Source organism: Acidiphilium iwatense, assembly GCF_021556475.1.
Taxonomy (GTDB): domain Bacteria; phylum Pseudomonadota; class Alphaproteobacteria; order Acetobacterales; family Acetobacteraceae; genus Acidiphilium; species Acidiphilium iwatense.
Genome location: NZ_JAKGBZ010000009.1, coordinates 1 through 26,048 on the forward strand (window position 1 = coordinate 1; position 26,048 = coordinate 26,048).

The window sequence follows — 26,048 nt, forward strand, 5'->3', positions numbered from 1 at the left end:
CGTCTATTCGACCGGCGGCCGTCGCCCCCCGCGCGGGGGCGTGGATCGAAACACTTTGTGGCTTTCAAAGCATCCCATGATCGCCAAGTCGCCCCCCCGCGCGGGGGCGTGGATCGAAACACTTTGTGGCTTTCAAAGCATCCCATGATCGCCAAGTCGCCCCCCCGCGCGGGGGCGTGGATCGAAACTCCGCCGCGAGCGACACCCATGCACCGGAGGCCGCGTCGCCCCCCGCGCGGGGGCGTGGATCGAAACTTGCGGATGATGACGACGGCACGCGGACCATAGGTCGCCCCCCGCGCGGGGGCGTGGATCGAAACCGCGTGGGTAATTGATTCGGCGCGGATAAGCGGTGTCGCCCCCCGCGCGGGGGCGTGGATCGAAACATGACATGGCTCGGCGCCATCATCATCATCGGGTGTCGCCCCCCGCGCGGGGGCGTGGATCGAAACGAGAGCTCGCCGCCGTATTGCGCGGCACCCGCGAGTCGCCCCCCGCGCGGGGGCGTGGATCGAAACAGCGCATCCTGATAGGCGAGTGACTGATACGAACGTCGCCCCCCGCGCGGGGGCGTGGATCGAAACCGATCGACGCGGCGCGTTCGAGGTAGGGCGCGGGTCGCCCCCCGCGCGGGGGCGTGGATCGAAACATCGTGGCATCATTGATATGCGGCGCGAAATCGAGTCGCCCCCCGCGCGGGGGCGTGGATCGAAACAGTCTATCGAGGTCAGAAACGTCCATCACGCCAGTCGCCCCCCGCGCGGGGGCGTGGATCGAAACGCCTATAACATCTATACGCAGCCGGCCGACACGAGTCGCCCCCCGCGCGGGGGCGTGGATCGAAACTTGTGATGATCGGAATCCTGTTCTCCGCTAACAAGTCGCCCCCCGCGCGGGGGCGTGGATCGAAACTGATACATGATAACCTTGAGTTCGGCCAGCTGACGTCGCCCCCCGCGCGGGGGCGTGGATCGAAACCAGAACTAGGAGCGCATGACATGTCCAGCACGAACGTCGCCCCCCGCGCGGGGGCGTGGATCGAAACCAGAGCGCCGACTTGTCGCGATAGCTGCCCAGAGTCGCCCCCCGCGCGGGGGCGTGGATCGAAACCATGGACGCGGCGAGATTCGATGGGACCAGTGACGTCGCCCCCCGCGCGGGGGCGTGGATCGAAACATCGAGTTCGTCATTATCGCGCAATTTCGGCTGGTCGCCCCCCGCGCGGGGGCGTGGATCGAAACCTCCTCATAATGCCAGTCCTTTGGCACGGTCGCGTCGCCCCCCGCGCGGGGGCGTGGATCGAAACAACATAACAAAAGCGGCCGCGCGCGGCCGTAAAAAGAAGAAGAGCGGGCCTTCAGGCCCGAAAAGGCCGCGCCGTCGTCGCGCTTCAGCGCGACTCTGAAGGGACGGCGGCGGCAGGTTCCCACCCCGGCAGCCCCTGAAGAATACGATCGGCATTTTTGACCGGGTTCACATGGCCGTAGTGCTTTTCAATCATCTGTACGGAAGTGCCCATCTGCTTTGCCAAGAAATAAACGTCCACGCCCTCGGTAAGGCGGAACGTCGCATAGGTATGCCGGAAGCAATACGTGCTTCTACGACTGCCCGACGAACTCATGAGCAATCCCGAATCGGTCAGCAAACCCTCCACGAGCGAGTGGTAGAGCGTGGCGGCAGGGCCCCCGGCCTCGTTAGTAAAGACGCAATCGGTAGGCTCTTTGGCCTTGGTGATCGCCCGGATGCGGTCCAGGTATGTCGCGACATTGGACGCCGCGACAAGATGCCGGTGCTTGCCCTTCCCCCGGACGTTCAGCCGCACAAACGGACGACCCTGCTTGTCGGTCTGCACTGAAACATCGCGCCATTGAAGATTCTTTGCCTCGGACGGCCGCATGCCGGTATTCGCCATGATGAGTACAAAATTATAGGCGACCGTGCGATACCAGCTATTCAAGCTGTTTCGCGCCTCCTTGACCCATCCTCGCGCAAACATATGGAGCTTGCGGTACTCGGCCGGCGCGAACTCCTCGCGTCGAGCCTTGCTCATGGGCAGCCTGTCTTGCGGAATTTGGCTCTCGCGGATGTAATGCTTGCGGGCGGCATACCCAAGGATGGAGCGAAAAGTCGCCATCTCATCCCGTATCGTGCCTTCGCTGACCATGCCCCCCGAACGGCCTTTGCCATTTTTCTGCCGCCAGATGGGGTAGGATGTCCAACGGTCCTTGCCGATCTGGCTGATCTGGACGGTGCCGACGTAGCGGTTGAGCTGCGAGCGGATATGGGAGTCCAGCACCCGCCAGCGGTGGCGGCTGATCTGCCTGGCCTCCGCACGTTCCTTCTGAAAGGCGGAAAACTCCTGCGCCACCTGGCTGAACAGCTTATTGAAAACCGGGATGTCATGCTTGACCGAGAATCGCACCTCGGCGTCCTGGTCAAAGGCCTTATCCCGTGCCGCGTTTATATCTGAGGTCTTCAGCGAGAACGTCTTATAGCGGTCCGCGTTCGGCAGCTTGATGCGGCAGTACCAGTTCCGATGCTTCACGTCCGCACGGCGGAAAATGATCAGCCCGGTTTTTAGCGTCTGAGTATCGACCAGAAAGGACATGATGTCTCCTTTTCTGTGCAGATTCTGTGCAGATGGGGCGCGTAACCCCTTGATCTTCGATACCTGTGTAGGCCCTGTGCAGACGTTTTTAAAGTGAAAAAACGTTAAAAATCAATATCTTATTTTAGTATAGTCATCACGTAGACGTATTGATAGCTGGGCATTAAAAAATATCCTGTCGGGCGATTGGGCTGGCCGGACGTATAGGAACACCGCCGCGCCGGAGCAACCGAGCGGGAATCCTCGCATCCATGCTTGGATCGGGGAATCGTCCTGGCTGGTTGGAAGCGAACCATGGACGACGGCAAGCCCGCCGGGGCAAAAACGCCATCCGCGAATGCGGCAGGAACCGGAGGCGCGGGCGCGTCAGGCCGAAATCGGCCGCGCCCTCGAAGCGATCAGGGCGTTGCGCCGCCGCGCCGGAACCATGACGACCGACGAACCGCTCGCCGCCAAACACGAGGGACGTTCAGGCTGATTTCGATCAGCTCCGATCCGTCTCGCGCGAGCACGGCTCTGGCCGATGGCATCTTGGCCTGCCCCGAAGCCGTCATCGCGCGGAGCAAAGCGACAAAGCGATCCATCCATGAACTCCATGGCATGAACTCCATAGATGGCTATCGTTGGCTAAATCACCCCGAGCAGCCACAGAATCAGCAGAATGATGATGATCGTGCCTAAACCGCCACCCCAATACATTGGGTCTCTCCAAATTGTGGGATCACGGATATGGGAGCGGCGCACGGCATAAGCAGGACCGGGTTCATTGAAACCGCGTCACCGGCCGGTAACACCCCGCAACCGGCCGCACACTCACATCACATTCACGTGATAGATCTCGAAACAAAGACATAATAGCTGCCATTTACTTCGGCACCGCACAACGGCTTTGCGCAATTTTATTTCGCGTCGACCCGCTCGCCGCCATCACCATAACACCATGCGCGGCTCTGTCCTGAAGCATTGGAAAATCCAGCCCGGATCGATCCAATCTCCGGCCAGATTGTTGATTTTACTCGCAAATCCTCATCCATCGGCACATACTTGAGTCCAACGGAACACGCCGCCGGGCGTTGGAACAGGACGAACGCGCCGGGGCTCCGGCGCAGGGGAACGTAACTGAATGAAGACCGCCGAACTCGCTCGCGACGCGCGCTATACCGCAACCGGGGGGCGCATGATCCTCACCGGCACCCAGGCGCTGATCCGCCTGCTGCTCACCCAGCGCCGGCGCGACCGCAATTCCGGCTTCAACACCGCCGGCTTTCTCTCGGGCTATCGCGGCTCGCCGCTCGGCGGGCTCGACATCCAGGCGTTCGCCGCCGCCAAAGCTCTCGAAGCCGAAAATATCGTCTTCAAACCCGGCCTCAACGAAGACCTCGCGATGACCGCCATCTGGGGCAGCCAGATGACCCCGCTGTTCCCCGGCGCGAAAAACGACGGCGTCTTCGCCATGTGGTACGGCAAGGGCCCCGGCGTCGATCGCTCGGGCGACGCGATGAAACACGCCAACTACGCCGGCACCACGCGCCTTGGAGGCGTTCTCGTCGTCACCGGCGACGATCATGCGGCGAAATCCTCCTCCATCGCCAACCAGAGCGAGCAGGCGCTGATCGCCGCCGGGGTTCCGGTGTTCGCCCCCAGCTCGATCGCCGACATTCTCGAACTCGGCCTTTACGGCTGGGCCGCCTCGCGCCATTCCGGCCTCTATATCGGCTTCAAGACGGTCGAGGAGATCATCGACTGCACCGCCTCGATCGCCACCGACCCCGAAGCCCTGTCCATCGTCATGCCGGATATCGATTCATCCCTCGTCGCCATGCGGCTGCACGAAAAAATCCTCGACCAGGAAGCCCGCGTGCTGCGCGTCCGTTATCCGGCCCTGCTCGATTTCGTGCGCGCCAATCCGATCAACAGGATCATCGACGCCGCACCCGGTGCGCGGATCGGCATCGTCACCGCCGGCAAATCCTTCCTCGATGTCGAACAGGCGCGCGCCGACCTCGCGCTGGACGGCGCGCGCCTGCTCAAGCTCGGCATGACCTGGCCGCTCGAGCCCGAGATCATCCGCGACTTCGCGAACGGTCTCGATGAAATCGTCGTCGTCGAGGAAAAGCAGCCAATCGTCGAAAACCAGATCAAATCCATCCTCTACGGTACCGCCAACGCGCCGCGCGTTCTCGGCAAAACCGATGAGGCCGGCGCCACCCTGCTGAAACCGGAATCCGACCTCTCGGCCGCCGAAGTCACCCTGGCGCTCGGCGACCGCGTCGAGCGGATCATGCCGAGCGAAGCGCGAAGCAAGCTCCTCGCCAATCTGCGCGCCAACATTGCCGGCGCGAACACGCTCGATTTCGGCGCCCACCGCGTGCCGCATTTCTGCTCCGGCTGCCCGCACAGCACGTCCACCAAAGTGCCGGACGGCTCGCGCGCCATGGCCGGCATCGGCTGCCACTACATGGTCACCTGGATGGACCGCTCGACCGACGTGTTTTCCCACATGGGGGCCGAGGGTGTGGCCTGGATCGGCCAGTCGCCGTTCACCGAGGAAACCCATGTCTTCGCCAATCTCGGTGACGGCACCTACCACCATTCCGGCATCCTCGCGATCCGCGCCGCCGTCGCCGCCGGCGTCAACATCACCTACCGCATCCTGTTCAACGACGCCGTGGCAATGACCGGCGGCCAGCATATCGACGGCCCGCTCACGGTGCCGCAGATCACCCGCCAGCTCGCCGCCGAGGGCGTCGTCCGCATCGACATCGTCACCGACGAGCCGGAAAAATATCACGGCGTGACCGATCTCGCGCCGGGGGTGACGATCCATCACCGCCGCGACCTCGACGCGGTGCAGCGCAGTGTGCGCGAAACCCCAGGCGTCACCGCGCTGGTCTACGACCAGACCTGTGCGACCGAAAAACGCCGCCGCCGCAAACGCGGCACCATGGCCGACCCGGCGAAGCGCGCCTTCATCAACCAGCGCGTCTGCGAAGGCTGCGGCGATTGCTCGAAAACCTCGAACTGCGTCTCCGTCGTGCCGGTCGAAACCGAATTCGGCCGCAAGCGCTCGATCGACCAGTCCTCCTGCAACAAGGATTTCTCCTGCGTCGAGGGCTTCTGCCCCAGCTTCGTCACCGTCCATGGCGGCGGCCTGAAAAAACCCGAGGCCACGCTGCACGCCGCCCCCGCCAACCTGCCTGAACCCACACTCCCCGCGCTCGACCGCCCGTGGAACGTCGTCATCGCCGGCATCGGCGGCACCGGCGTCGTCACCATCGGCGCGCTGCTCGGCATGGCCGCGCATCTCGACGGCGTGGCCGTCTCGGTGCTCGACGTTCTCGGCCTCGCCCAGAAGGGCGGCGCGGTGGTCTCGCATGTCCGCTTCGGCGGCGCCGCCGGCACCGGCCAGGCGCTGCGGGTTCCGCAAGGCCGCGCCGATCTCCTGCTCGGCTGCGACGCGCTGGTCTCCGGCGAGCACGAAACCCTCGACTGCCTGGGCGAGGCCACAACCAGCGTGGTCAATCTGCACGAAACCATCACCGGCGAATTCACCCGCGACCCCGATTTCTCGCTGCCGATGCGCCGCCTGCGCCAGACCATCGCCAAACGGGTCGGCGAGCCCAACCTCGCCAGCATCGACGCCACCGGCCTCGCCACCGCGCTGATGGGCGACGCGATCGCAACCAATCTGTTCGTTCTTGGCTATGCCTGGCAACTCGGCAAAGTGCCGGTCGCCCGCCAATCCATCGAGGAGGGCATTCGCCTCAACAATCAGGCGGTCGCGCTCAACCTCGCCGCCTTCGCCTGGGGCCGCGCCGCCGCGATCGATACCGATCAGGTCATCGCCAAACTCCCCGCCCGCGCCAACACGCGGAAACCGGAAACCCCCGATCTTGACACCATGATCGCCAAATTCCGCGACGAACTGGTGGCCTATCAGAACGCCGCCTATGCCGGGCGCTACATGACCCTGCTCGCCGAGGTCCGCGCCGCCGAACAGAAACTTCGCACCGGCTCGGCCGCACTCACCGAAGCCGCCGCCCGCAATTTCTACAAGCTGATGGCCTATAAGGACGAATACGAGGTCGCCAGGCTCTATTCGGCACCCGAATTCCGCGACGGCCTCGCCGCCCAGTTCGCCGGCGACACCAAACTGCGTCTGCACCTCGCCCCGCCGCTGCTCGCCAAGCGCGATGCCCGCACCGGCCATCTGCAAAAGCGCGAATTCGGCCCCTGGATTCTCACCGCCTTCCGCGCGCTTGAAAAATTCAAGTTCCTGCGCGGCACCGCCCTCGATCCGTTCGGCTATACCGAGGAACGCCGCACCGAACGCGCGCTGATCGCCCGCTACGAGGCGTCGATCCGCGCCGCCCTCGCCGGTCTCGACGCAACCAACCTCGCCAAAGCCGTCGAACTCGCCGGCCTGCCCGCCCAGATCCGCGGCTTCGGCCATGTGAAGGAGGCCAATCTGCGCGCGGTGGCACCGCTCTGGCAGGCGCTCGACGATCTCTTCGCCGCGCCGCCCACCCAGGCGACCTCCGACCCTGACCATTTCGGAATCGCAGCGGAATAGGAGCGAATCCCCGTCATCGCGAACCGCGAAGCGGTGAAGCGATCCATCTCCGGGCGCCTTGTCGCCATCGGAGCCCGGAAACGCCACTTCCCCCTCGCAAAACCCTGGACTACCCTCCCCAAAAAGGGAGCGACACATGCCAGCGAGCTACGTCCAGGGCCTCAGCACTACCCCGCGCCTCGGCCTGACCATCGGCGCCGCCCTCGACCGCGCCGCGCGCGACCACGCCGGTCGCGACGCCCTGATCGTCCGCGCCCAGAACCTCCGCCTCACCTACGCCGAACTCAAAACCCGCGTCGATGCCTGCGCGGCCGGCCTGATCGCGCTCGGCCTCGAACCCGGCGACCGCATCGGCATCTTCTCGCCCAACAACGCCGAATGGGCGATATTGCAATTCGCCTCCGCCAAGGCCGGGCTGATCCTGGTCACCATCAACCCCGCCTACCGCATCTCGGAACTCGAATTCGTCCTGAACGAAGTCCAGTGCAAGGCCCTGGTGCTCGCCCGGCGCTTCAAATCCAGCGACTACATCGCGATGCTCGATCAACTGACACCGGAACAACTCCCGCATCTCGAACTGCGCGTCGCGATCGGCAACGATCCCGCACCCGCCGGCATGATCCGCTTCGCCGACATCGCCGAAGCGGCAACCCCCGACTCCCGCGCCCGGCTCGAAACCCTCAGCAGCACCCTGCAATTCGACGACCCGATCAACATCCAGTTCACCTCCGGCACCACCGGCGCGCCCAAGGGCGCGACGCTCTCGCACAACAACATCCTCAACAACGGCTATTTCGTCGGCGAGGCCTGCAAACTTCGCGTCGGCGACCGCATCGGCATCCCGGTGCCGCTGTATCACTGCTTCGGCATGGTGATGGGCAATCTCGCCGCGATCACCCATGGCGCCGCCATGATCTATCCCGCCGAGGGCTTCGACCCGCGCGCGACCCTCGAAGCCGTCGCCGCGGAGCGCTGCACCCATCTCTACGGTGTGCCCACCATGTTCATCGCCGAACTCGACCACCCCGATTTCGCATCCTTCGACCTCTCATCGCTGCGCGGCGGCATCATGGCCGGCACCACCTGCCCGATCGAGGTGATGCGCAAGGTCATCGAGCGGATGCACATGAATCAACTGACCATCTGTTATGGCATGACCGAAACCTCGCCGGTCAGCTTCCAGTCCGCCACCGACGACACGCCCGAACGCCGGGTCGCCACCGTGGGCCGCATCCATCCGCATCTCGAAGTCAAACTCATCGATACCGACGGTCGAATCGTCGAACGCGGCGAACGCGGCGAGATCTGCACGCGCGGCTATTCGGTCATGCTCGGCTATTGGGGCCAGGAGGCGAAAACCCGCGAGGCGATCGACGAAGCCGGCTGGATGCACACCGGCGATCTCGGCGTGATCGACAATGATGGCTATTGCACCATCGTCGGGCGCAGCAAGGACATCGTGATCCGCGGCGGCGAAAACATCTATCCGCGCGAGGTGGAAGAGTTCCTGTTCCGCCATCCGAAAATCGCCTCCGCCTCGGTCTTCGCCGTCCCCGATGCGAAATACGGCGAAGTCCCCTGCGCCTGGATCAAGCCCGCCGCCGGCGAAACCCTCACCGAAGCCGAAATCCTGCTGTTCTGCGACGGCCAGATCGCCCACTACAAAATCCCCCGCTACATCAAAATCGTCGATGAGTTCCCGATGACGGTGACCGGCAAGATCCAGAAATTCATCATGCGCGACACCATGATCGCGGAATTGGGCTTGAACAAGGGAGAAGTCGGATGAGCGATCTGGCGACCGCGCTGGAAACCGAGGTCATGGCCGCGCGCAAATCGGGCGATATTCCGGCCCTTCTCGCGGTGGCGCGCGCCGGATTTCGCCGCCCTGCGCGCCTATATGCAGCTCAAGCGGAAATCCCGCCCCTGCCCCCTCAGCAATGATCGCCGCGCAGCGCGACCGATCGAACCACCCGATCCCTCACGGCGAAACCGATCCTGCACGTATCGTAATAGGTCCGGCCCGGAACGTTCGGAGTAATCCCGCCGAGAGACGGTCGCTGATCCACGAAAAGCGGCCCGCCGGTATATCCCGGCACATAGGTTCGCCAGATCCGGTCATAAATGAAATAGGTGGTGTCCCCGGCTTCGATCTTTTGCTTCGGCGGACCGAGACCGGCGATCAGGGCCGATTCCGGCCGTCCGACATAGGCAGACATTTGTTTGGACAGATTCGGCCCAATCGCGCACCCCGCCAGCGCGAGAATCACCGGAAGCACCAGAACAGCCCGTTTATCGGCCCACGCCATAGCCGCCATACGTTGCATCGCTCCGCGATTCAACGTCAAGCCATATTGATAGCCATATTGATCTGGCCCCGCCCGGCGGGCAGTCAAGCGCGGAACGCCGATTCCCGCTCCTGGCGCTGCGACCAGTGCAGCCCGCCTTCGTTATAGGAACCGCCGCGAATCTCGAACAGATGGTCCCATACCGATTGATGGTCGAGCATCCGGTACTTGCCGCGATCGGGCACCGCCCCGATCGCCTCCATCAGCACCGGAGACCCGGTGACGTAGAAGATCGAACCCGCCATCCGCCGGCGAACATTGCGGACGGCGCCGTCGAGTGCTGCGCTGATGCAGGGATGATACGGACGCGCGCCGATGAAGCTGTTGATCAGAAATCCGTTCGGCTCCTGCAGGTTGTCCTTCGGAAAATGCTCGGTGACGACGAGATCGTCGAAAATCAGCCGGTCCAGGAACGGCATCAGCGGATGCAGCTTGAGGTCGACCCAGAAGCCGCCATCCATTTCGAGCAGGAACAGGCGGGCGATATCGGCCTGCATCGCCGGAAACCGGCAGGCGGTGATGGCGGCGCACACATCGGCGCGATCCTGCAGGCGAGCCAGCCTCGCGACCTCGCCGAGCCGCCAGAGCTTGTAACCGAAATTCGGATGCAGCAGCCGCCACGCCAGGCAATTCGCCGCGACATCGGCCGGGAGTGCCGCCGGTTCCCGGTCGCCCAAATCCTTCCCGGCACGCGCATTCGGGTCGATCCAGAGCTGATGGATCGACGGTGGGATCATCCAAAAAAATCCCAGAAATCGAGATTTTTCAATCTCATTTTCTGGAATTTAGATTTTACATCTATGTTTTCAACGTAAATGATTCAATTTTAATGCAACTCTAAATTTAGAGCGTGATCGGTTCAAGCCGATCACGCTCTACTCATATTTTGGCGAGCAAATTGGCCGGTTTTGATCGAACCCTATGGTTCAATCAAAACCTACCTTGCTCTAGAGATACGCGCTGCCGCTCAGTGCTGGGTGGTGACCAACTCCGACAGCGTGCTCACATCGCGCCCGGTGGCCGCGCGAATGCGGCGCATCAGCGCGTCGTAACGCGTCGGCGGCGCGATGCCGAGGCGGCGCCGCGCTTCGATCAGATCTTCGGTGAGCAAGGCTTCGAGATCCTCGCCGGGCAGCCAGGCGGCGGATTTGCCATGGCGATAGGCTTCGCGCACCGCCGCGATCGCACCCTCGCGCGGCAGCCCGGCGCGGCGCAGCATCTGCGTCGTGCGCAGCGCGCCGAGTGCCGCGATCACCGCGAAACTCCTGATCTTCTGCTGCGGATAGGAAAAGGCGAGAACGCACACCTCGCCGAGTTCGTCACGCCCATAGCCGGTAATGATGTGGCAAAGATCGTGCATGTCGCGCAGCCTGCGGGCGAACAGCTTGGCGCCGTCCTCGCGGTTGTTCAGACTATCCAGCGCGTCGCCGGAAATCGTTACCAGCCCTTCCGCGCTCAGCCCCTGCTCCTGCATGAAAGCGAGATATTCCCGCCCGACGCTGCCCTCCGGCAGGCGGGACAGTGCCGCATGATCGGACAAGGCGGTGAGCAGATGGCGCTGCTCGGCGATCGCCCGCGCCCCCACCGGGGAGGCGCGGAACCGCTGATAGGGTGCCACGCCGGATTTGCCGCGCAGCGCATCGGTCAGGCGGAACACCTGCCGCGTGTCCTGCGGATCGCGCAGCAGCCGGTACAGCGCGAGCGCCGCGTCGAACGGGCGGATTCGCGGCGATTTCGGTCTGACGGATGCGGTGATGTCGGACATTGCCGGTCCCCTGATTTCCTGATTAATTGTTGACAGAAATGTTCGTTAAAGTCAATCTCAAAACCATGGGCGCGCGGCGCCGCCCCTGACGTCCAGGCACCAAAAACGGAGAAACCATGTCCGAATCCCTGTTTTCCCAAGCCGAAACCGCGCTGCTGAACACCGTGGTCGGCGCCGGAACCGCCCTGTCCGATGCGTTCGCCTTGCCGCCGGGCACGCTGCCCTTCCTGCCGACCGGAACCTTCGCCGCGATCTCCTCCGGCATCGACACGCTGGACAATCTCGCCAATGCGACCGGCCTTACCACCCTCGCCAGCGACCTGCTCGGCGCGCCGGAGAGCCTGATTAATGGCACGGCAATCGGGGGCACCACTCTCGGGATTCCGCAATCGATGGGCTTCGTCGCCGGCGCGGAACCAGCCATCGTGCCCATCGAACCCTCCGCGGCCACGCCGACGGTCGCGCAATTTCTCGATGCCGCCAACGCGGAATACACGCTCGGCGGCACGCCGCCCGGCATGCGCCCGTTCCTGGTCGATGGACGGCAGCTCGGCATCACCAACGAAATCACCGGCCTGTCCGCGAAAGTCTGGGTGACCGACCAGAATCAGATCATCATCGCCTATCAGGGCACCACCGGCGGCGACAATCTCCTGGTCAACCCGCTGATCGCCCTCACCCAGGTCGCTACCGACGTGCAAATCTACGCGAAAACCACGCCGCAGGCCGAAACCGGCGCGCTGGCCTTCGCCAGGGAGGTGATCGGCTATGCCGCGCAGCAGGGGATTTCGCCGGGCAGCGTGTTCGTCACCGGCCATTCGCTGGGCGGAATCGAGGCGGAATACGTCGCCCAGCAGACCGGGCTGGGCGGCATCGGCTTCGAGCCGACCGGAATCCCGAAATCGGCGACCGCGGCAGGCACCGGCGCCAATTTCGTCGATGTGGTGACCTATGGCGACCCGGTGGGCAATTACGCGTCGGACATCAAGGGCGAGCAGCCCTTCGCCCCCGCCTACGCGCCGGGACAATCGGGCAGTTTGCCGCATTACGGCCAGGTGGTGATGATCGGCACGCCGTCCGATCAGACGCAACTGACCCAGGCAGTCGCGAGCTGGAACAATCCGGGACTCAATCAGCTCACGGTGCCGGCAACGCTGGCCGTGCTGATGGCCGAATATCATTTGCCCGGCACCCAGGCGCACGATCTCGGTATCGCCCTGTCGCCGCTCGGCGTCTCCGATACGCTGGGCAGCATGAATGGCACCGTGTTCCCGGCCGGCGGCTACACCATCCCGCAATTCATCAAGGCGTATGATGCGGCGCACGGCATCGCCGCGAGCGCGCTGGCAGCCTGACCGGAGAGCGGCGGCCGTCCGATCAGGCGACCGCCGCCAATACCGAGCGATCGGTGAACGCATCGTAGCGGATATCGGCACGGCCGATCCCGGCTCCGTTCAGCACCGGAATCGCCGCGTCGATCATCGCCGGCGGCCCGCACAGATAGGCGTGGGACGATGCGAGCGCCACCGGCTCCATCGCGCCGAGATGAGCGTGAATGAAGCCCCGCGCCCCGGCCCAGCCGGAACCGTCCGGCTCGGCCGACAGGACCGGGACGAAGCGGAACTGCGCGATCCAGCCGCGCGCGAGCGCCGCGATCGCATCCAGCGCATACAGATCCGCCTCGCTGCGCACGCCGAACATCAAGGTCGCGTCGCGCGACACCCGGTCCCGCCGCGCCTGTTCGAGCAGCGCGAGCACCGGGCCGAGCCCCGAGCCGCCGGCGATGGCGAGGATCGGTGCGGTCGAGGGGCGCAGGAAGAAATCCCCGAACGGCGCGCGCAGCGCAAGCCTATCGCCCGGCCGCGCCGCATCGAACAGCCACGAGGTGAGCTCCCCGCCCGGCACGCGGCGGATGAAGAAGCGCGCGCGGCGCGTCCCGCCCTCGTCGGGCGCGTCGATGAAGGAGAATTGCCGCGCCGGCTCGCTCCCGCGCGCGAGTTCGGCATATTGCCCGGCGGTGTAGGCGACCGGCTCTGCGAGATCGAGGGTGAGCCGCATGATATCGCCGGTCTGCCGGTCGAGTGCGGCGATGCGCGCTTCGGTCGCGACCACGTCGTGGCGCGGCCCGCCGGCGATCAGCCCGAAATTCTCGAGCACCAGATCGCCCTTGGGCACCGACTGGCAGGCGAGAATCACCCCTGCAGCCATTTCCTCATCGCTCAGCAGGTAGGATTTGTCGGTCAGTTCGCGCACCTGGCCGGAGACCAGCCTGGTTTTGCAGGTCCCGCAGGAGCCGACCCGGCAATTATGCGGATAGGCGTAACCCTGGTCGAGTGCGGCCTGCAGCACGGTCTGCTTCGGGCCGACCGCGAACCCGATATCGGCGGGCAGCACGCGGACCTGGGAAGGCGCTTGTGCTCCGCCGCCGAACAGCCGGGAGAACAGCGCCATTATTCCGCCGCAACCAGCGGCGCGCCGCCGAGATGCGCGCGCGAGCCGATGAAATTGGCATCCCGACTCGCCGCGTTCGCCGCCTCGATCAGGGGATATTCGGCGGGTGCGGCATAGCGGCGGTCCCAGTCGAGCACGGCGGGATCGACCACGCGGCGAAACCAGGACGGGATCAGCGCGATATAGATCATGGTGAGGTAGCCATAGGGCATCATCGGCGCGTCTGGGTAGGAGCGGAGTTCCCAATAGGGCTTGTCGCCCATCGCGTGGTGGTGGGAATGGCGCGTCAGGTTGAACAGCATCCAGGACGAGATCCGGTGGTTGCAGTTCCAGGAATGGCGCGGCTCGACCGCCGCCCCCGGCACCCGGACGATCCCGTAATGCTCGATGAAGTTCACCGCTTCGAGATAGCATTTGCCGAACAGCGAGGTGACGAAGAACACCGCGACCCCGGCCCAGCCGGCGAAGGCGTAGAAAATCGCCGCATAGACGAGCGACATCGCCCAGCCGGTGAACATCCGGTTGCGCAGGGACAGCACGCCGTGCCCGGTCCGCGCGAGCCGGCGCGCCTCGATATGCCACGCCCCTCTGATCTGGCCGAGCGTGGAGCGGACGATGAAATGATAGACGGTCTCGCCGCGATACGCGGTCGCCGGGTCGGACGGCGTGCCGAGATTGAGGTGGTGACCGTAGACATGCTCGATCGCGAAGCTCGCGTCGCAGGTCAGCGCGAGCAGCCAGCGCCCGACGATCATCGCTGTCTTGCTCCAGGTCCGGTGGGTCAGCTCATGGCCGACCACGGTGCCGAACCCGGCCCAGATCGTGCCGAGGCAATAGGCGCCGACGATCAGTTCCGGCAGGTTGGTATGCGTCCGCACCGCCAGAAGATCGATGCCGGTGACATGCTGGAACGCCGCGCCGAGGCCGAGCGGATCGCCCGCCACCCCGAGATAGCCGCCGAGGAACCACGCATAGAACACCAGATAGACCACCATCAGCGGCAGAACCAGGTAGAGCTGAAGGTTCATCTGCCCCGGATGGCGATATTCCGGGTCTTCGGTCTCCATCCCGCTGACCAGATCGAGCCCGACGAAAACGCCGGTGATGATGATCGCGGCAAGATAATAGCGCCAGCCGCCCAGCGTCATCAGGACGGTGAAGGTGACGGCGATCGCGGTGATCGAAAGACTGCGTGCTGTAGCCTGCATGGTACGGACGTCCCTTATTGCCTCGGGTGATTTCCGCCACACTAATGACAAAATAGTCAATAGCGCAAGCGAAAAATGCAGCCGCCGGCTTTTCGTCGCCCGTCCCGATGTTATCCGGGGGTGATGGCCGGCGAGAAACCCGCGGCGCGGATGACGGACCTGCACACCTGCCCGGAGAGCGACGGGCCGGTGCCGCATGTCGGCGGGCCGATCGTCACGGGGTCTCCGACCGTGCTGATCGGCGGTCTGCCGGCGGCAAGGGTGAGCGATCTGGTCACCTGCGTCGGACCGCCCGATACGATCGTGATGGGCTCGCCCACCGTGCTGATCAACGGGATGCCGGCGGCGCGGATGGGCGATCAGACCGCCCATGGCGGGGTGATCGTCGGCGGCCTGCCCACCGTGCTGATCGGGATGGGCGGAGCGCCGGCGCCAGCGGTCGTTCTGGCGGCGAATACGACCACGCCCCAGCATGCCCTCTTGACCCGTGAGCAGGTTTTCCGGCGCCTCCAGGATCACACGGCCAATTCAGCGCGAAAAATCGATGAAATGGGCGATCAAGCTTATACATAACGACAATTGGACGCCATCAAAAACGACGAACGGGCAAGACCCCGGTTTCGCGGCTCCCAGATCGACAAGGAGGCACGAAAGCAAGTTCAAAAAGATGATGATTTGAAGGAACGGGTCACCGGCAAGCCGAACAAGAGGCCGGACTTCATCGATAAGGAGACCGGCGACCAGTACGACATGACCACCGAGGGCCAGTTGCCGGCACATCGGCTGAAATACGGCGATGACCTCATGCACCTGGACACCAGCGGCAAGACGATCGATCCGCAGCCGCCGATGCCGCCGCCCAGGATCGCTCCCGTGTCCCCGCAAGGGCCACCGCCGGACACCGCCATCTTGCCGGAACAGCCGGACCTGCCGATCATCGACGATATTCTGCCATTGCCGTGAGTCTCATGACCGATCTTTCACCCTCCCGCCCTCCCAAGCGCTATTCCCCGAAGCAGTTCACCGCGTGGCGCGAGCGCTGGACCGGGATCGAGCCGGACGAGGCGCTGCGAACCCAGCCCTTCGGCAAGACCGAGGACGGGCTGTTCGATCTACGCGGGCTTACGATATGCCCCCCACAGCCCGGCGAAAAATGCGATTGGACCATGCCGTGTTCAGGTCATGCGATTTCACCGCCGCTTCGCTCGCCGAGACGAACGCCGAACATTCCGTTTTTCAGGATTGCGTCTTCGACTATGTCGACATGAACAATTTTGGAGACTACGGCTCCACCTTCACCAATTGCCGGTTCTACCGAGGCGAATGGCAGGTCGGAGCGATCGGGTTCGATACCAGCGGCAGCGCCAGGGGCGAATATCAGTCCCGCTACGTCAACTGCCATTTCGAGAACGTGAAGCTGACGAAGACGGTCTTTGGCGATCCGCATTTCATCAACTGTTCTTTCGTGTTCAAGAAGCTGAGCGGGGTGGATTTCGCGTGCAGCGGGTTCGTGAGCTGCCGGTTCGAGGGCGCGTTCCAGGACCTGACGTTCCGGGGTGCCTACGATCCTGAAGACTGTGTGCGCAAGGGAAAGCCGGAATTTGCCGGGTTCACCGATGTCAGCTTCGAGAAGGCGGCATTGCAATGGATCGACGTGCGGGGTGGCTTGCCGTTCCGATCCGTCAAGATGCCGGCGGATGGCAGCGCCTTCACCGCCGATCTGCCGAAGATGTGCAAGGAGCGCGCTTCCATTCTCGACCAAACGGCGGATGGGCGGCCCCGAGAACTTATCGCCCGTTACCTTGAGATCACCTGTCGCTTCGCGCACGAACAGCCGGTGGATATCATTTCACGCTACGACCTCATCGAGTCCGCCGGAAAGGGCGAGGAAGCGACCGCTGCCGCCATCTACGATACGCTCAGGCGCGGCTACGAAATCGCCGCGTGATTTCGCAAACGCATCGTCCCCGCCGAAACCGCAAGATCAAGCCCGAATACGACGCAACCCTCCATCGCCGGCGGCACAAGATCGAAACCATGTCCGGCCGTCTCAACAACTGGCGCCGCATCGCAATGCGTCGAGGGTGTGCTACCCTCCCGGCATGACCAGCCAGAACACGAAGGCATTCCTCTCGCTATGGATCGTCATCGTCGTCATGGCGGCGCTGGTGTTCGTCCCGGCCTGGACATTCGATTACTGGCAGGCCTGGGTGTTCCTCGCGGTCTATTTCGCCTCGTCCTTCGCGATCACCCTCTACGTGATGAAAACCGACCCGGCGCTTCTGGCGCGCCGGATACGCGGCGGCCCGTTCGCCGAAAGGGAGCCGGCGCAGAAAATCATCATGTCCCTCACCTCACTGGGATTTATCGGCCTCGTCGTCGTCCCCGCGCTCGATCATCGGTTCGGATGGTCCCGCGTGCCGCCCGCTCTCGCGCTCGCGGGAGACTTGCTCGTCGTGCTCGGCTTTCTCGCCGTCCTGGCCGTGTTCCGGGAAAACAGCTTCACGTCCGCGACCATCGAGCTCGCCCCCGACCAGACAGTGATATCGACCGGCCCCTACGCACTGGTCCGCCACCCGATGTACGCCGGAGCCCTCGTCATGCTTCTCGGCATCCCGATCGCACTCGGCTCGTGGTGGGGGCTGCTCGTCATCAGCGCGATGCTGCCCGCTCTGGTCTGGCGCCTGCTCGACGAGGAAAATTTCCTGGCCAAAAACCTGCCCGGCTATGCGGAGTATCGGAAGCAGGTCCGGTATCGCCTGTTGCCCCCGGTCTGGTAGCACCGGAACCCGCCCAACCGGCCTGTCATTGCGAACCGAAGGCGAAGCAATCCAGCGAAGGCGGCGCGGCGAGCCATTCCAGCATCTCGGCATCCCTCAGCGGCGGGCAAACCTTGAACCCCTGGGCATTGTCGAAGCCGAGCGCGCGCAGCAGGGCCATATGCTCCTCGGTCTCGGCCCCTTCGCCGGTCACCGCGAGGCCGATATCCTTCGCCAGCCGGACGATATTGCCCAGGATTTTCCGGCGGCGCGGATCGTTCGCGGCGTCGAGGAGCAAGGATCGGTCGATCTTGAGCGTGTCGAACTGGAAATAATACAGCGTCGCGACCGAGGAATAGCCCGAGCCGAAATCGTCGAGCCCGAGCCGGCAGCCGAGCGCCTTGATCTCGCGCAATATGGCGACGATGTGCGCACTCATGTCGAGCAGGGTGGTCTCGGTCAGCTCGAATTCGATCCGCTCCGGCCGCACGCGGTTGCGCGCGAGCGCCGCCGCGATTTTCGCGATCAGCGCCGGATCGTGCAGCTGAACCGGGGACAGATTGACCGAAACCGCGACCGGCTCGGGCAGGGTCGCGGCAAAGGCGCAGGCCATGTCGATCGCCCGCGCACCGATCGGGATGATCGCGCCGCTCTGTTCGGCGATGGCGACGAACCGGTCCGGGCCGAGCACGCCGTAGCGCGGATGATTCCAGCGGATCAGCGCCTCGACCGAGGTGATCCGCCCGGTATCGAGTGCTGCGATCGGCTGATAGTCGAGCAGGAACGCCCGGTCGTCGAGCGCGTTGTTCATCTCGAAATTGAGTTCCTGCGCCAGTTCGGCGTGCTTGTCCCGCTCGGGGTCGAACAGGCGGTAGGTGGCGCGGCCTTCGGTCTTGGCCCGGTAGAGCGCGAGATCGGCTTCGTGGTGCACCTCGTCCGCCACGGCACCGGCGATACCGATCTCGGCGATGCCGACGCAGGCGCCGATCCTGACGCTGATGCCGTTGCACTGGAACGGACTCGCGAGCCGCGCCACGATCCGTTCGGCGACCGCCATCGCCTCGCCGCGCTCGCTCGCCGGCAGGATCACCGCGAATTCGTCGCCGCCGAGCCGGAACGCCAGATCGGCTGTCCTGATGCTGCCGGCGACGCGTTTCGCCACCGCGACCAGCAGGATATCCCCCATCTTATGGCCGAAGGAATCGTTCACCGTCTTGAAATGGTCGAGATCGAGGCAGAGCAGCGCTGCCCCCTTCGGCCCCGGATCGGCGCAGACCGTTTTCAGCGCATCGTCGAAGCTCAGCCGGTTGGCGAACCCGGTCAGGCTGTCGTGGTTCGCGATGAAGGCGATCTTCTGCTCCGCCCGCCGATATTCGGTGACGTCGGAACCCACGCCGCGATAGCCGGCGAACCGCCCGTCCGCGCCGAACACCGGCTTGCCGGTCAGCGACCACCAGCGCAGCTCGCCGCCGAGGCGGAGCGCCACCCTGCGGTCGCGAAACGGCTCGAACCGGCCGATCTGGCCGATCAGCGCATCGGCGGCCCCGTCATCGGGCGCGCTCCCGTGCTCGCGGAGAAAACCGGTCAGCGACATCGACGTCATCTGTTCGAGCGTCTTGCCCGCGACCTCGGCGAACCGGGCGGAGGGCCGCGCCACGCCGAGCGAGGCGTCGGTTTCCCACAGCCAATCGCTGGAGCCTTCCTCGAAATCGCGCAGCAGCAGCCCGATCACCTCGCTCTGAAGCTGCGCCTCGATCCGCTTGAGTTCACGGTCGATCGTGTCGCGGTTTACCGACAGGATCGAGGTGAAGGTGAGAAAAGCGTAGCTGAACAATCCGACCAGGCTCGGCACCGGCGGCGTCGGGCTGTCGACCAGCAAAGCGATCAGCGAACCGACGGTGATCGGAATCCACAGCGCCAGCGCATAGACCGCCGGGCCGGTGAACGCCGGCGCCGACATCAGCCCGACCGCCAGCGCGTAGAGGGTGCTGGTCTGCACCAGATCGGCGTGACCCAGCCCCTCGATCAGGACCAGCGACCAGGAAATCCCGATCAAGGCGGGAATGCAGCAGAATACAAGCTGAAACAGCCCGAACCGCTGAATCCTGTTTTGCTCCAGCCACCAGAGCCTCGTGGTCAGGATCAAGGTAAAATAGCTCGCGAAAACGCCACCGAAGGCGATGCGCATCAGCGGCGAATCTCCGTGATTCCAGAAACTCCAGGACAATGCCAGGGCGACGACAGCGCCGGTAACCGCCATGCGGGGCGCAAGCCGGGCCCGCAAATCCATTTGCGCCATGGCAATTTGCCGCCGGATATCCGCAGGCATTTCCTTGCGTTTTATGGACGGTATCCCAAGATTTGCGATGAAATCGAAAAGTTGCATCGGTTGTTAGTCCAACCACTCTTCCTGTTTTGGAACAATACAAATTAAGATACGCTATATTTCTGTTCTTCTATACAATTCAGATTATCATACCGCCATCGTGCAACCGGCGGTGGAGCGAGTCAATGGATGGTTACAATTTCGTGGCACATCCCCAGCGGGGAATCAGCGTCAAGAATTTCAGGCCTGACGCCGATGTTCTCGAAGCGCAACTCGCTCTTGGCCAACGTCTCTCCAACATCGCCTATCAGCTCCGCTACGAGGGCTATCGGTCCTATGACTATATTGGCGATCGTCCGGGCGGATCATATTCCGATTCCTATGACGCCCAGGCCAATAACCGAACCGCGATCGTCTTTAAACAGGGCATTCCCGCCGCCACGGTCAGGATCACGGTGCACGATCCGGCCAGCGCCGATTCCGGTGACCGCAAACTGCCGGCGATGGAAATTTTCAGCGACGAGATTAAGGCGACGATGGCCGCCCTGCGGCCGAACGGCAGAAGGCCGCGCGCCGCAGAAATCGGCAGGCTGGTCCGTTCGCCGGCCTACGCCAAGGATTTCGCCATCGTCTTCGCCCTGTTCAGAATAGCGGGCTACCTGATCCTCCACGCCGACGCCGATGTCGTATTCAACGCGGTGCGAACCCATCATATGCCGATGTATCGACGGTTCGGCTTTCAGCAATTGGAAGCACCGCGCCAATATCCCGGCCTCGCGTTCGAGACAGGCCTGATGGCATGTTTCCGGCCGAATTTCGCCGATGCCCGCGACAATCTGCCGTTCCTCCAGGGGATTTCGACCGAGGATGCCTGTTATGCCGGCCTGATCGCCGGCGAGCGGGTCAGGCTGTTCGGCGACGCCCCGAACCGCGCCGCGCGGCGCGAACCGGCCGGCATGAAGACCACGCCATAACAGACAAACCGTTGCAAATAATAATAAAATTCGTCATTGCGCGCCGAAGGCGAAGCAACCAATCGGCCGGAAGGTCCCGATCGCTCCTACGGCTTCACCACCACCATGATCACGATGATAACCATGAGAACGGTCGGAATCTCGTTGGCGATCCGGTAGAAGCGTTCCGATCTCACGTTCCGGTCGGACGCGAAATCCCGCCGCCATTTCGACAGCGCGCCATGAAACCCGCTCATCAGGATGACCGCGCCGAATTTCACCAGCCACCACGGCGCCGACCAGGAAATCGCCCCCGGCGTCAGGATCAGCAGAATGCCGAACCCCCAGGCGCCGATCATCGCCGGCAGGGCGATCTGCTTGAGCAGGCGCCGCTCCATCACCTTGAACCGCGCCGACTCCACCGATCCGGGTGCCACCTGGCAGTGATACACATACAGGCGCGGCAGATAGAACAACGCCGCCATCCAGGCGATCACCGAGATCACGTGGAACGCCAGCTCCCAGCGATAGAACGGCGCGAGGGCGGCAATGGTCATGCCCCGACCCGCTCCGGCGCCACCAGTGCCGCAAGATCATCGAGCCTGCGCAGAATCCGCGCGGCCCCCGCCGCGAGCAGCGCGGCGCCATCGCCATGGGGCAAAAACCCGTAGCAGGTCATGCCGGCCGCTACCGCCCCGGTCACTCCGGTCACGCTGTCCTCGATCACCAGGCAGCGTCCGGGGGCCACGCCCTCGGCCCGCGCCGCGTCGAGAAACACGTCCGGCGCCGGCTTCGGTCTGCCGCCCGTGGCGAACAGGCGCGGCGCGCTGTGAGTTCGGCCGCGCACCAGCACGGTAAAGCCGGTGCGGGCGAATTTCGCGTCCATCTCGGCATCGGCCGAATTGGACGCGATGCGCCAGGGAATCCCCAGCGCATCCAGCCGCTCCAGAATCGCCCGCGCGCCGGGAATTTCGGTCACCTCGCGCGCCATCGCCGTGGCGATCTTCGCCACCATCCGCTCGCCCCAGCCCGAAGGCAGTTCAGCCCCGCGCTCGGCTTCGATGATCGGCTTCATGGTCCGCAGCGAGACGCCGGCGAACCGCGCCATCGCCTGCTCCGGCGTGGTGGGAATGCCGTGCTCGGTCATGTCCTCGGCCACCACGCGGGCGGAGACGATCTCGCTGTCCATCAGCACGCCGTCGCAGTCGAAAACGATCAGGTCGAACGGTCGTATCATGCGGCGTTAACTGCCCGATAGCGGGTCCAGGGGCAATCGCCGTGGCGCGCATCGCAGGCCCGCCCGCCGCGATGCGAACACAGCCCGTCGCCCTGCGCCAGCGCCCGCCGCGCGATTCCGGCGAGCGCCGCGATGAACGAAGCGTCGTCGTTCGGCGCGGGCACCCGGTAATAGCCTTGCAGATGCAGCGTCTCCGCGACCTCGCGATAATCGACATCGAGCTCGACCAGGGTTTCGATATGCTCGGAGACGAAGGCGATCGGCACCACCACGGCCACCACCCCGTCCGCGGCGGCCCGCGCGAGCGCCTGCTCGGTCGAGGGCTCGATCCAGCGCTGTGGCGTCGCGCGCGACTGGTAGCAGACCTGATGATCGATCGCCTCACCCAGCGACCGGCCCAGCGCCGCCATCACCGCGGCGACGCTCCGCTCCACATGGTCCTGATACGGATCGCCCGCGCGAACGATGTTCTCCGGCAGCCCATGCGCCGAAAACAGCAGCCGGATTTTTGCTCCTGGCCGTTCGGCACGCGCCGTTGCCAAGGTTCCGGCAACCAGCGCCGCGATCGAAGCCGCATAACCGGCATCGTCATGCCAGCAGCACAGCGTGGTGGTCGGCGCCACCAGGCCGGCGCGCGCAGCCGCCTCGTGCCAGTCGGCGAGCGAACTCCCGGTCGTGGTGGTGGAAAATTGCGGATAGAGCGGCAGCAGCAGAATCCGCTGCGGTTCCCAGGCCTTGACCTGTTCGGCCGCCTCGCGCGCGAACGGATGCCAGTAGCGCATCGCGACGAAGCATTTTGCCCCCGGCAGCCCTGCCTCCAGCGCATCCGCCTGACGCCGGGTCAGCTCCAGCAGCGGCGATTTGCCGCCCATCAGCGCATAACCCTGCTCGGCCTTCTGCTGCGCCGCGGCGGCGATCCGCCGCGCCAGCCAGAACCGGATGAACCAAGGCGCCCGGATGATCGCCGGATCAGAGAACAGGTTGACCCGGAACGGCTTGATCGCCTCCGGGCCATCCGGCCCGCCCAGGTTGAACAGAACGATCGCGATGCGCCGGTCCGAAGCCGGCCCGGCACCGCTCATGACACCGAACTGGCGGCGAGCCGCGATTCCTCCAGCGCGGATGCCCCGCCTTGCGGTCTCTCGAGGGTCCGGATGCGCTCGACCAGCGCCGCGACATGCTCCGGCGGGGTATCGGGCAGGATGCCATGGCCCAGATTGAAAATATGCGGCATTCCGGCAAGCTCGCCGGCGATCCGCGCGGCGGCGTGGTCGAGCGAAACCCCGCCGGCGCGCAGCAGCAGCGGGTCGAGATTGCCCTGAAGGGCGACCTTGCGCGGCAGCAATCGAACAAGGCCCGGCGCGTCGGTCGCGGTATCCATCCCGAACCCGGAAACCATGGTCTCCTCGATATAGGGCAGCGCCATCAGCCCGGCGAGGCGGGGAAACCCGATGATCCGTGCCCCCGGATGCCGGTAGCGCACCGCCTCGACGATCCGCGCGGTCGGATGGATCACATGGGCGCGGAACAGGTCGGGCGGCAGCATCCCGGCCCAAGAATCGAACAGCATGACGCAATCCGCCCCGGCCTCGATCTGCCAGCACAGATAATCGACCGTGGCGGTGGTGACGATTTCGATCACCGAGGCGAGCAGCGCCGGATCGGTATAGGCGAGCGAGCGGGTGCGCGAAAAATCCCCGCCGCGCCCGTCCAGCATATAACAGGCAACGGTGAACGGTGCCCCCGCAAACCCGATCAGCGCGGTTTCGCCGGGCAGTTCGGCGCGCACCCGCGCCACCGTCTCCGTCACCGGCTCGGTACCCGGCTTGAGCCGGTCGAGCTTGAGCACCTCGACATCGGCGAGACTCTCGATCCGCCCGAGCACCGGCCCCTCGCCCTCGGCGAAGCGCAGCTTCTGGCCGAGCGCCCAGGGCAGGATCAGGATATCGCTGAACAGGATCGCCGCATCGAGCCCGAACCGCCGCACCGGCTGCAGCGTCGCCTCGGTGGCCAGACCGGGCGTGGTACACAAGGCGATGAAATTTCCCGCCGAGGCCCGCAGCTTGCGATATTCCGGCAGATAGCGCCCGGCCTGGCGCATCAGCCATACCGGCGGCGGCCACACTGCTTCGCCATCGAGCACCCGAAGCACCGCGCGGTCCGTCGTTTTCCCCGTCATGCCCCATGCCTAGCTTTAAATCGTTCTAGAGAAAAGAATGGTGAAGCTGTCTGGCCCTGTGGATTATGGGGATCCATGCCGCTCCACCATCAATTCACAAACTTATCCACACGAAATTCCCTGGAACAATCTACTGATTCTACGTCAAACCGGGAGTTTTTCCACAATTGGCGACGCACCCCGGCAATTCCATCCACAGCGATCGGGCATGTTCGGGTTATCCCCGCGATTCACACCGGCGGCTTCCGGCGGCGCGGTTATCCCCGCTATAGAGACGGCGATGACCGGCAAGCGGCTCAATCTCCACCTGATCTCCGATGCCACCGGCGATACGCTGAACGCGGTCGCGCGCGCCGCCATCGCGCAGTTCGAGGGGGCGGAGATTCACCTGCACCGCTGGAGCCTGATCCGCTCGCGGCTGCAATTGCACCGGGTGCTGGAAGGGATCGAGGCGGAACGCGGCCCGGTGCTCTCGACCCTGGTTGACCGGGCGCTGCGTGGCGAACTGGAACAGGCGTGCCAGCGCCTGGGGCTGCAGGTGCTGCACATGCTCGACCCGGTGTTCGACCTGCTGCAGCAGGAATTCGGCGCGCCCACCCGCCCGACGCCGGGCCGGCAATACGTGCTCGACGCCGATTATTTCCGCCGGATCGACGCGATGCACTACGTCATCTCGCATGATGACGGTCAGGCGATCCGAGGCCTCGCCGAGGCGGATGTAATCCTGGTCGGCGTGTCCCGCTCCTCGAAAACCCCGACCTCGTTCTACCTCGCCAATCGCGGGATCAAGGCGGCGAACGTGCCCCTGGTGCCCGGCCTCGCCCTGCCGCCCGAGTTGAACGACCCGCCCTGTCCGGTGGTCGGGCTGTTCATCGAAGCCGCCCCGCTGATCGAAATCCGCCGCCACCGGCTCAGCCTGCTCGGCGCGGCATCCGGGCCGGCGGCGGCGTTCCAGCGCGACGATGCCGCCTATATCGACGAGGAGGCGGTCGGCCAGGAACTGCTCTGGGCGCGCCGGCTCTGCTCCTCGCGCTTCTGGCCGACGGTCAACGTCACCCGCCGCTCGATCGAGGAAACCGCGGCGGCGGTCCTGAAAATGATGGAAACCTGGCACGAGCGCCGGGCGCGCCGGGGTTGACTTCAGTGACTCAGCTTCTAGCCTCAATCGAGGACCGCTCCGTGCCCCATATCTCGATCCATCATCCGGCGTTCGGCGATATTCTGCTCCGCGAGGCTGGCGGCGCGATCGTGTCGCTCGACTGGGAAAGCGGCGCGGACGATGCGCCGACCCCCCTGCTCCGCCGCGCCGCCGAGGCGCTGCAAGCCTATTTCAGGAGCGGTGTCCTGCCGGCCGATTTGCCGCTCGCCCCGGCGGGCACCGCGTATCAGCGCCGTGTCTGGGCCTGTCTCCGCCGGATTCCGCGCGGCGAGATCCGAACCTATGGCGCGGTCGCGTCCGAAGCCGGCGGCAGCGCCCGCGCGGTAGGCGGGGCGAACCGCGCCAACCCGATTCCCATCCTGATCCCGTGTCACCGCGTCTGTGCGGCGAACGGGCTCGGCGGCTACGCCGGCAGCGACCGGGACGGCTGGGGCCTGGACATGAAACGCCGGCTCCTCGAACTCGAAGGCGCGGTGTAAGCG

General features: G+C 64.6%; 24 protein-coding genes and 1 CRISPR repeat array. Of the genes, 13 read left to right on the plus strand and 11 right to left on the minus strand.

Features of this window, described 5'->3' with window-relative positions; genetic code table 11:
* The first annotated feature begins 20 nt into the window (after positions 1-20).
* Positions 21-1,306: direct repeats of the CRISPR family, unit length 32 nt; unit sequence GTCGCCCCCCGCGCGGGGGCGTGGATCGAAAC.
* Between the two features lie 84 nt (positions 1,307-1,390).
* Entirely contained in the window at positions 1,391-2,608 is a 1,218-nt protein-coding gene (locus tag L2A60_RS06325; RefSeq protein ID WP_235703530.1) for a tyrosine-type recombinase/integrase, read from the minus strand.
* Positions 2,609-2,945: 337 nt separating this feature from the next.
* On the opposite strand from L2A60_RS06325, the gene L2A60_RS06330 reads away from it, so the two are divergent.
* From L2A60_RS06330 to L2A60_RS06345, 4 genes are all read left to right on the plus strand, one after another.
* Positions 2,946-3,086, plus strand: coding sequence for a hypothetical protein (locus L2A60_RS06330; protein ID WP_235703531.1), 141 nt, complete (start codon positions 2,946-2,948; stop codon positions 3,084-3,086).
* 645 nt (positions 3,087-3,731) lie between these two features.
* On the plus strand, positions 3,732-7,181 hold the full coding sequence (locus L2A60_RS06335; protein ID WP_235703532.1) for an indolepyruvate ferredoxin oxidoreductase family protein: 3,450 nt from the start codon (positions 3,732-3,734) through the stop codon (positions 7,179-7,181).
* Positions 7,182-7,317: 136 nt separating this feature from the next.
* Positions 7,318-8,970, plus strand: a complete 1,653-nt coding sequence (locus L2A60_RS06340) for an AMP-binding protein (protein ID WP_235703533.1) — start codon at positions 7,318-7,320, stop codon at positions 8,968-8,970.
* On the plus strand, positions 8,967-9,125 hold the full coding sequence (locus tag L2A60_RS06345; protein ID WP_235703534.1) for a hypothetical protein: 159 nt from the start codon (positions 8,967-8,969) through the stop codon (positions 9,123-9,125). Before L2A60_RS06340 ends, L2A60_RS06345 begins: the two co-directional genes overlap by 4 nt.
* On the opposite strand, the gene L2A60_RS06350 is transcribed toward L2A60_RS06345, so the two are convergent.
* The 3 genes from L2A60_RS06350 to L2A60_RS06360 all read right to left on the minus strand — a co-directional run bounded on the left by L2A60_RS06350 (position 9,116) and on the right by L2A60_RS06360 (position 11,294).
* Positions 9,116-9,499 carry a flagellar basal body L-ring protein FlgH gene (locus tag L2A60_RS06350; protein WP_235703535.1) on the minus strand — a complete coding sequence of 128 codons (384 nt, stop codon included), beginning with the start codon at positions 9,497-9,499 and terminating at the stop codon, positions 9,116-9,118. The genes L2A60_RS06345 and L2A60_RS06350 overlap by 10 nt on opposite strands.
* A 74-nt stretch (positions 9,500-9,573) precedes the next feature.
* Positions 9,574-10,266: a glycosyltransferase family 32 protein gene (locus tag L2A60_RS06355; RefSeq protein ID WP_235703536.1), complete on the minus strand. Its 693-nt coding sequence runs from the start codon at positions 10,264-10,266 to the stop codon at positions 9,574-9,576.
* Positions 10,267-10,496: 230 nt separating this feature from the next.
* On the minus strand, positions 10,497-11,294 hold the full coding sequence (locus L2A60_RS06360; RefSeq protein ID WP_235703537.1) for a ubiquinone biosynthesis protein COQ4: 798 nt from the start codon (positions 11,292-11,294) through the stop codon (positions 10,497-10,499).
* 116 nt (positions 11,295-11,410) lie between these two features.
* On the opposite strand from L2A60_RS06360, the gene L2A60_RS06365 reads away from it, so the two are divergent.
* Positions 11,411-12,649: a lipase gene (locus L2A60_RS06365; RefSeq protein ID WP_235703538.1), complete on the plus strand. Its 1,239-nt coding sequence runs from the start codon at positions 11,411-11,413 to the stop codon at positions 12,647-12,649.
* 22 nt (positions 12,650-12,671) lie between these two features.
* Here L2A60_RS06365 and L2A60_RS06370 read toward each other — a convergent pair whose 3' ends face one another.
* Both L2A60_RS06370 and L2A60_RS06375 read right to left on the minus strand, forming a co-directional pair.
* The gene (locus tag L2A60_RS06370; protein WP_235703539.1) at positions 12,672-13,745 is read right to left on the minus strand and encodes a 2Fe-2S iron-sulfur cluster-binding protein; all 1,074 of its coding nucleotides are present in this window, start codon (positions 13,743-13,745) and stop codon (positions 12,672-12,674) included.
* Entirely contained in the window at positions 13,745-14,953 is a 1,209-nt protein-coding gene (locus L2A60_RS06375; RefSeq protein ID WP_235703540.1) for an alkane 1-monooxygenase, read from the minus strand. Before L2A60_RS06375 ends, L2A60_RS06370 begins: the two co-directional genes overlap by 1 nt.
* 123 nt (positions 14,954-15,076) lie before the next feature.
* Here L2A60_RS06375 and L2A60_RS06380 point away from each other — a divergent pair, with 123 nt between their 5' ends.
* The 5 genes from L2A60_RS06380 to L2A60_RS06400 all read left to right on the plus strand — a co-directional run bounded on the left by L2A60_RS06380 (position 15,077) and on the right by L2A60_RS06400 (position 17,733).
* A complete protein-coding gene (locus L2A60_RS06380) occupies positions 15,077-15,526 on the plus strand; it encodes a PAAR domain-containing protein (RefSeq protein ID WP_235703541.1) in 450 nt (149 codons plus the stop codon).
* Between the two features lie 6 nt (positions 15,527-15,532).
* Positions 15,533-15,916, plus strand: coding sequence for a hypothetical protein (locus L2A60_RS06385; protein ID WP_235703542.1), 384 nt, complete (start codon positions 15,533-15,535; stop codon positions 15,914-15,916).
* The gene (locus L2A60_RS06390) at positions 15,913-16,221 is read left to right on the plus strand and encodes a hypothetical protein (protein WP_235703543.1); all 309 of its coding nucleotides are present in this window, start codon (positions 15,913-15,915) and stop codon (positions 16,219-16,221) included. Before L2A60_RS06385 ends, L2A60_RS06390 begins: the two co-directional genes overlap by 4 nt.
* Entirely contained in the window at positions 16,107-16,901 is a 795-nt protein-coding gene (locus L2A60_RS06395; protein ID WP_407932526.1) for a pentapeptide repeat-containing protein, read from the plus strand. The genes L2A60_RS06390 and L2A60_RS06395 overlap by 115 nt, the downstream gene beginning before the upstream one ends.
* Before the next feature lie 154 nt (positions 16,902-17,055).
* Complete coding sequence (locus L2A60_RS06400) at positions 17,056-17,733, plus strand: methyltransferase family protein (RefSeq protein ID WP_235703545.1); 678 nt, start codon at positions 17,056-17,058, stop codon at positions 17,731-17,733.
* A gap of 25 nt (positions 17,734-17,758) precedes the next feature.
* On the opposite strand, the gene L2A60_RS06405 is transcribed toward L2A60_RS06400, so the two are convergent.
* Positions 17,759-20,002, minus strand: coding sequence for a putative bifunctional diguanylate cyclase/phosphodiesterase (locus tag L2A60_RS06405; protein WP_235703546.1), 2,244 nt, complete (start codon positions 20,000-20,002; stop codon positions 17,759-17,761).
* 221 nt (positions 20,003-20,223) lie between these two features.
* Between L2A60_RS06405 and L2A60_RS06410 the strand changes: the two genes are divergently transcribed.
* Entirely contained in the window at positions 20,224-21,012 is a 789-nt protein-coding gene (locus L2A60_RS06410; RefSeq protein ID WP_235703547.1) for an N-acyl amino acid synthase FeeM domain-containing protein, read from the plus strand.
* Positions 21,013-21,098: 86 nt separating this feature from the next.
* Here L2A60_RS06410 and hemJ read toward each other — a convergent pair whose 3' ends face one another.
* The 4 genes from hemJ to hemE are packed head-to-tail and all read right to left on the minus strand — an operon-like array spanning position 21,099 to position 24,407.
* Entirely contained in the window at positions 21,099-21,548 is a 450-nt protein-coding gene (gene hemJ, locus L2A60_RS06415) for a protoporphyrinogen oxidase HemJ (RefSeq protein ID WP_235703548.1), read from the minus strand.
* A complete protein-coding gene (locus L2A60_RS06420; RefSeq protein ID WP_235703549.1) occupies positions 21,545-22,228 on the minus strand; it encodes an HAD family hydrolase in 684 nt (227 codons plus the stop codon). The genes hemJ and L2A60_RS06420 overlap by 4 nt, the downstream gene beginning before the upstream one ends.
* On the minus strand, positions 22,225-23,310 hold the full coding sequence (gene hemH / locus L2A60_RS06425) for a ferrochelatase (protein ID WP_235703550.1): 1,086 nt from the start codon (positions 23,308-23,310) through the stop codon (positions 22,225-22,227). The genes L2A60_RS06420 and hemH overlap by 4 nt, the downstream gene beginning before the upstream one ends.
* A complete protein-coding gene (gene hemE / locus L2A60_RS06430) occupies positions 23,307-24,407 on the minus strand; it encodes a uroporphyrinogen decarboxylase (RefSeq protein WP_235703551.1) in 1,101 nt (366 codons plus the stop codon). Before hemE ends, hemH begins: the two co-directional genes overlap by 4 nt.
* Before the next feature lie 280 nt (positions 24,408-24,687).
* On the opposite strand from hemE, the gene L2A60_RS06435 reads away from it, so the two are divergent.
* Positions 24,688-25,545, plus strand: coding sequence for a pyruvate, water dikinase regulatory protein (locus tag L2A60_RS06435; protein WP_235703638.1), 858 nt, complete (start codon positions 24,688-24,690; stop codon positions 25,543-25,545).
* 41 nt (positions 25,546-25,586) lie between these two features.
* Complete coding sequence (locus tag L2A60_RS06440; protein ID WP_235703552.1) at positions 25,587-26,045, plus strand: methylated-DNA--[protein]-cysteine S-methyltransferase; 459 nt, start codon at positions 25,587-25,589, stop codon at positions 26,043-26,045.
* The last annotated feature ends 3 nt before the right edge of the window (positions 26,046-26,048 follow it).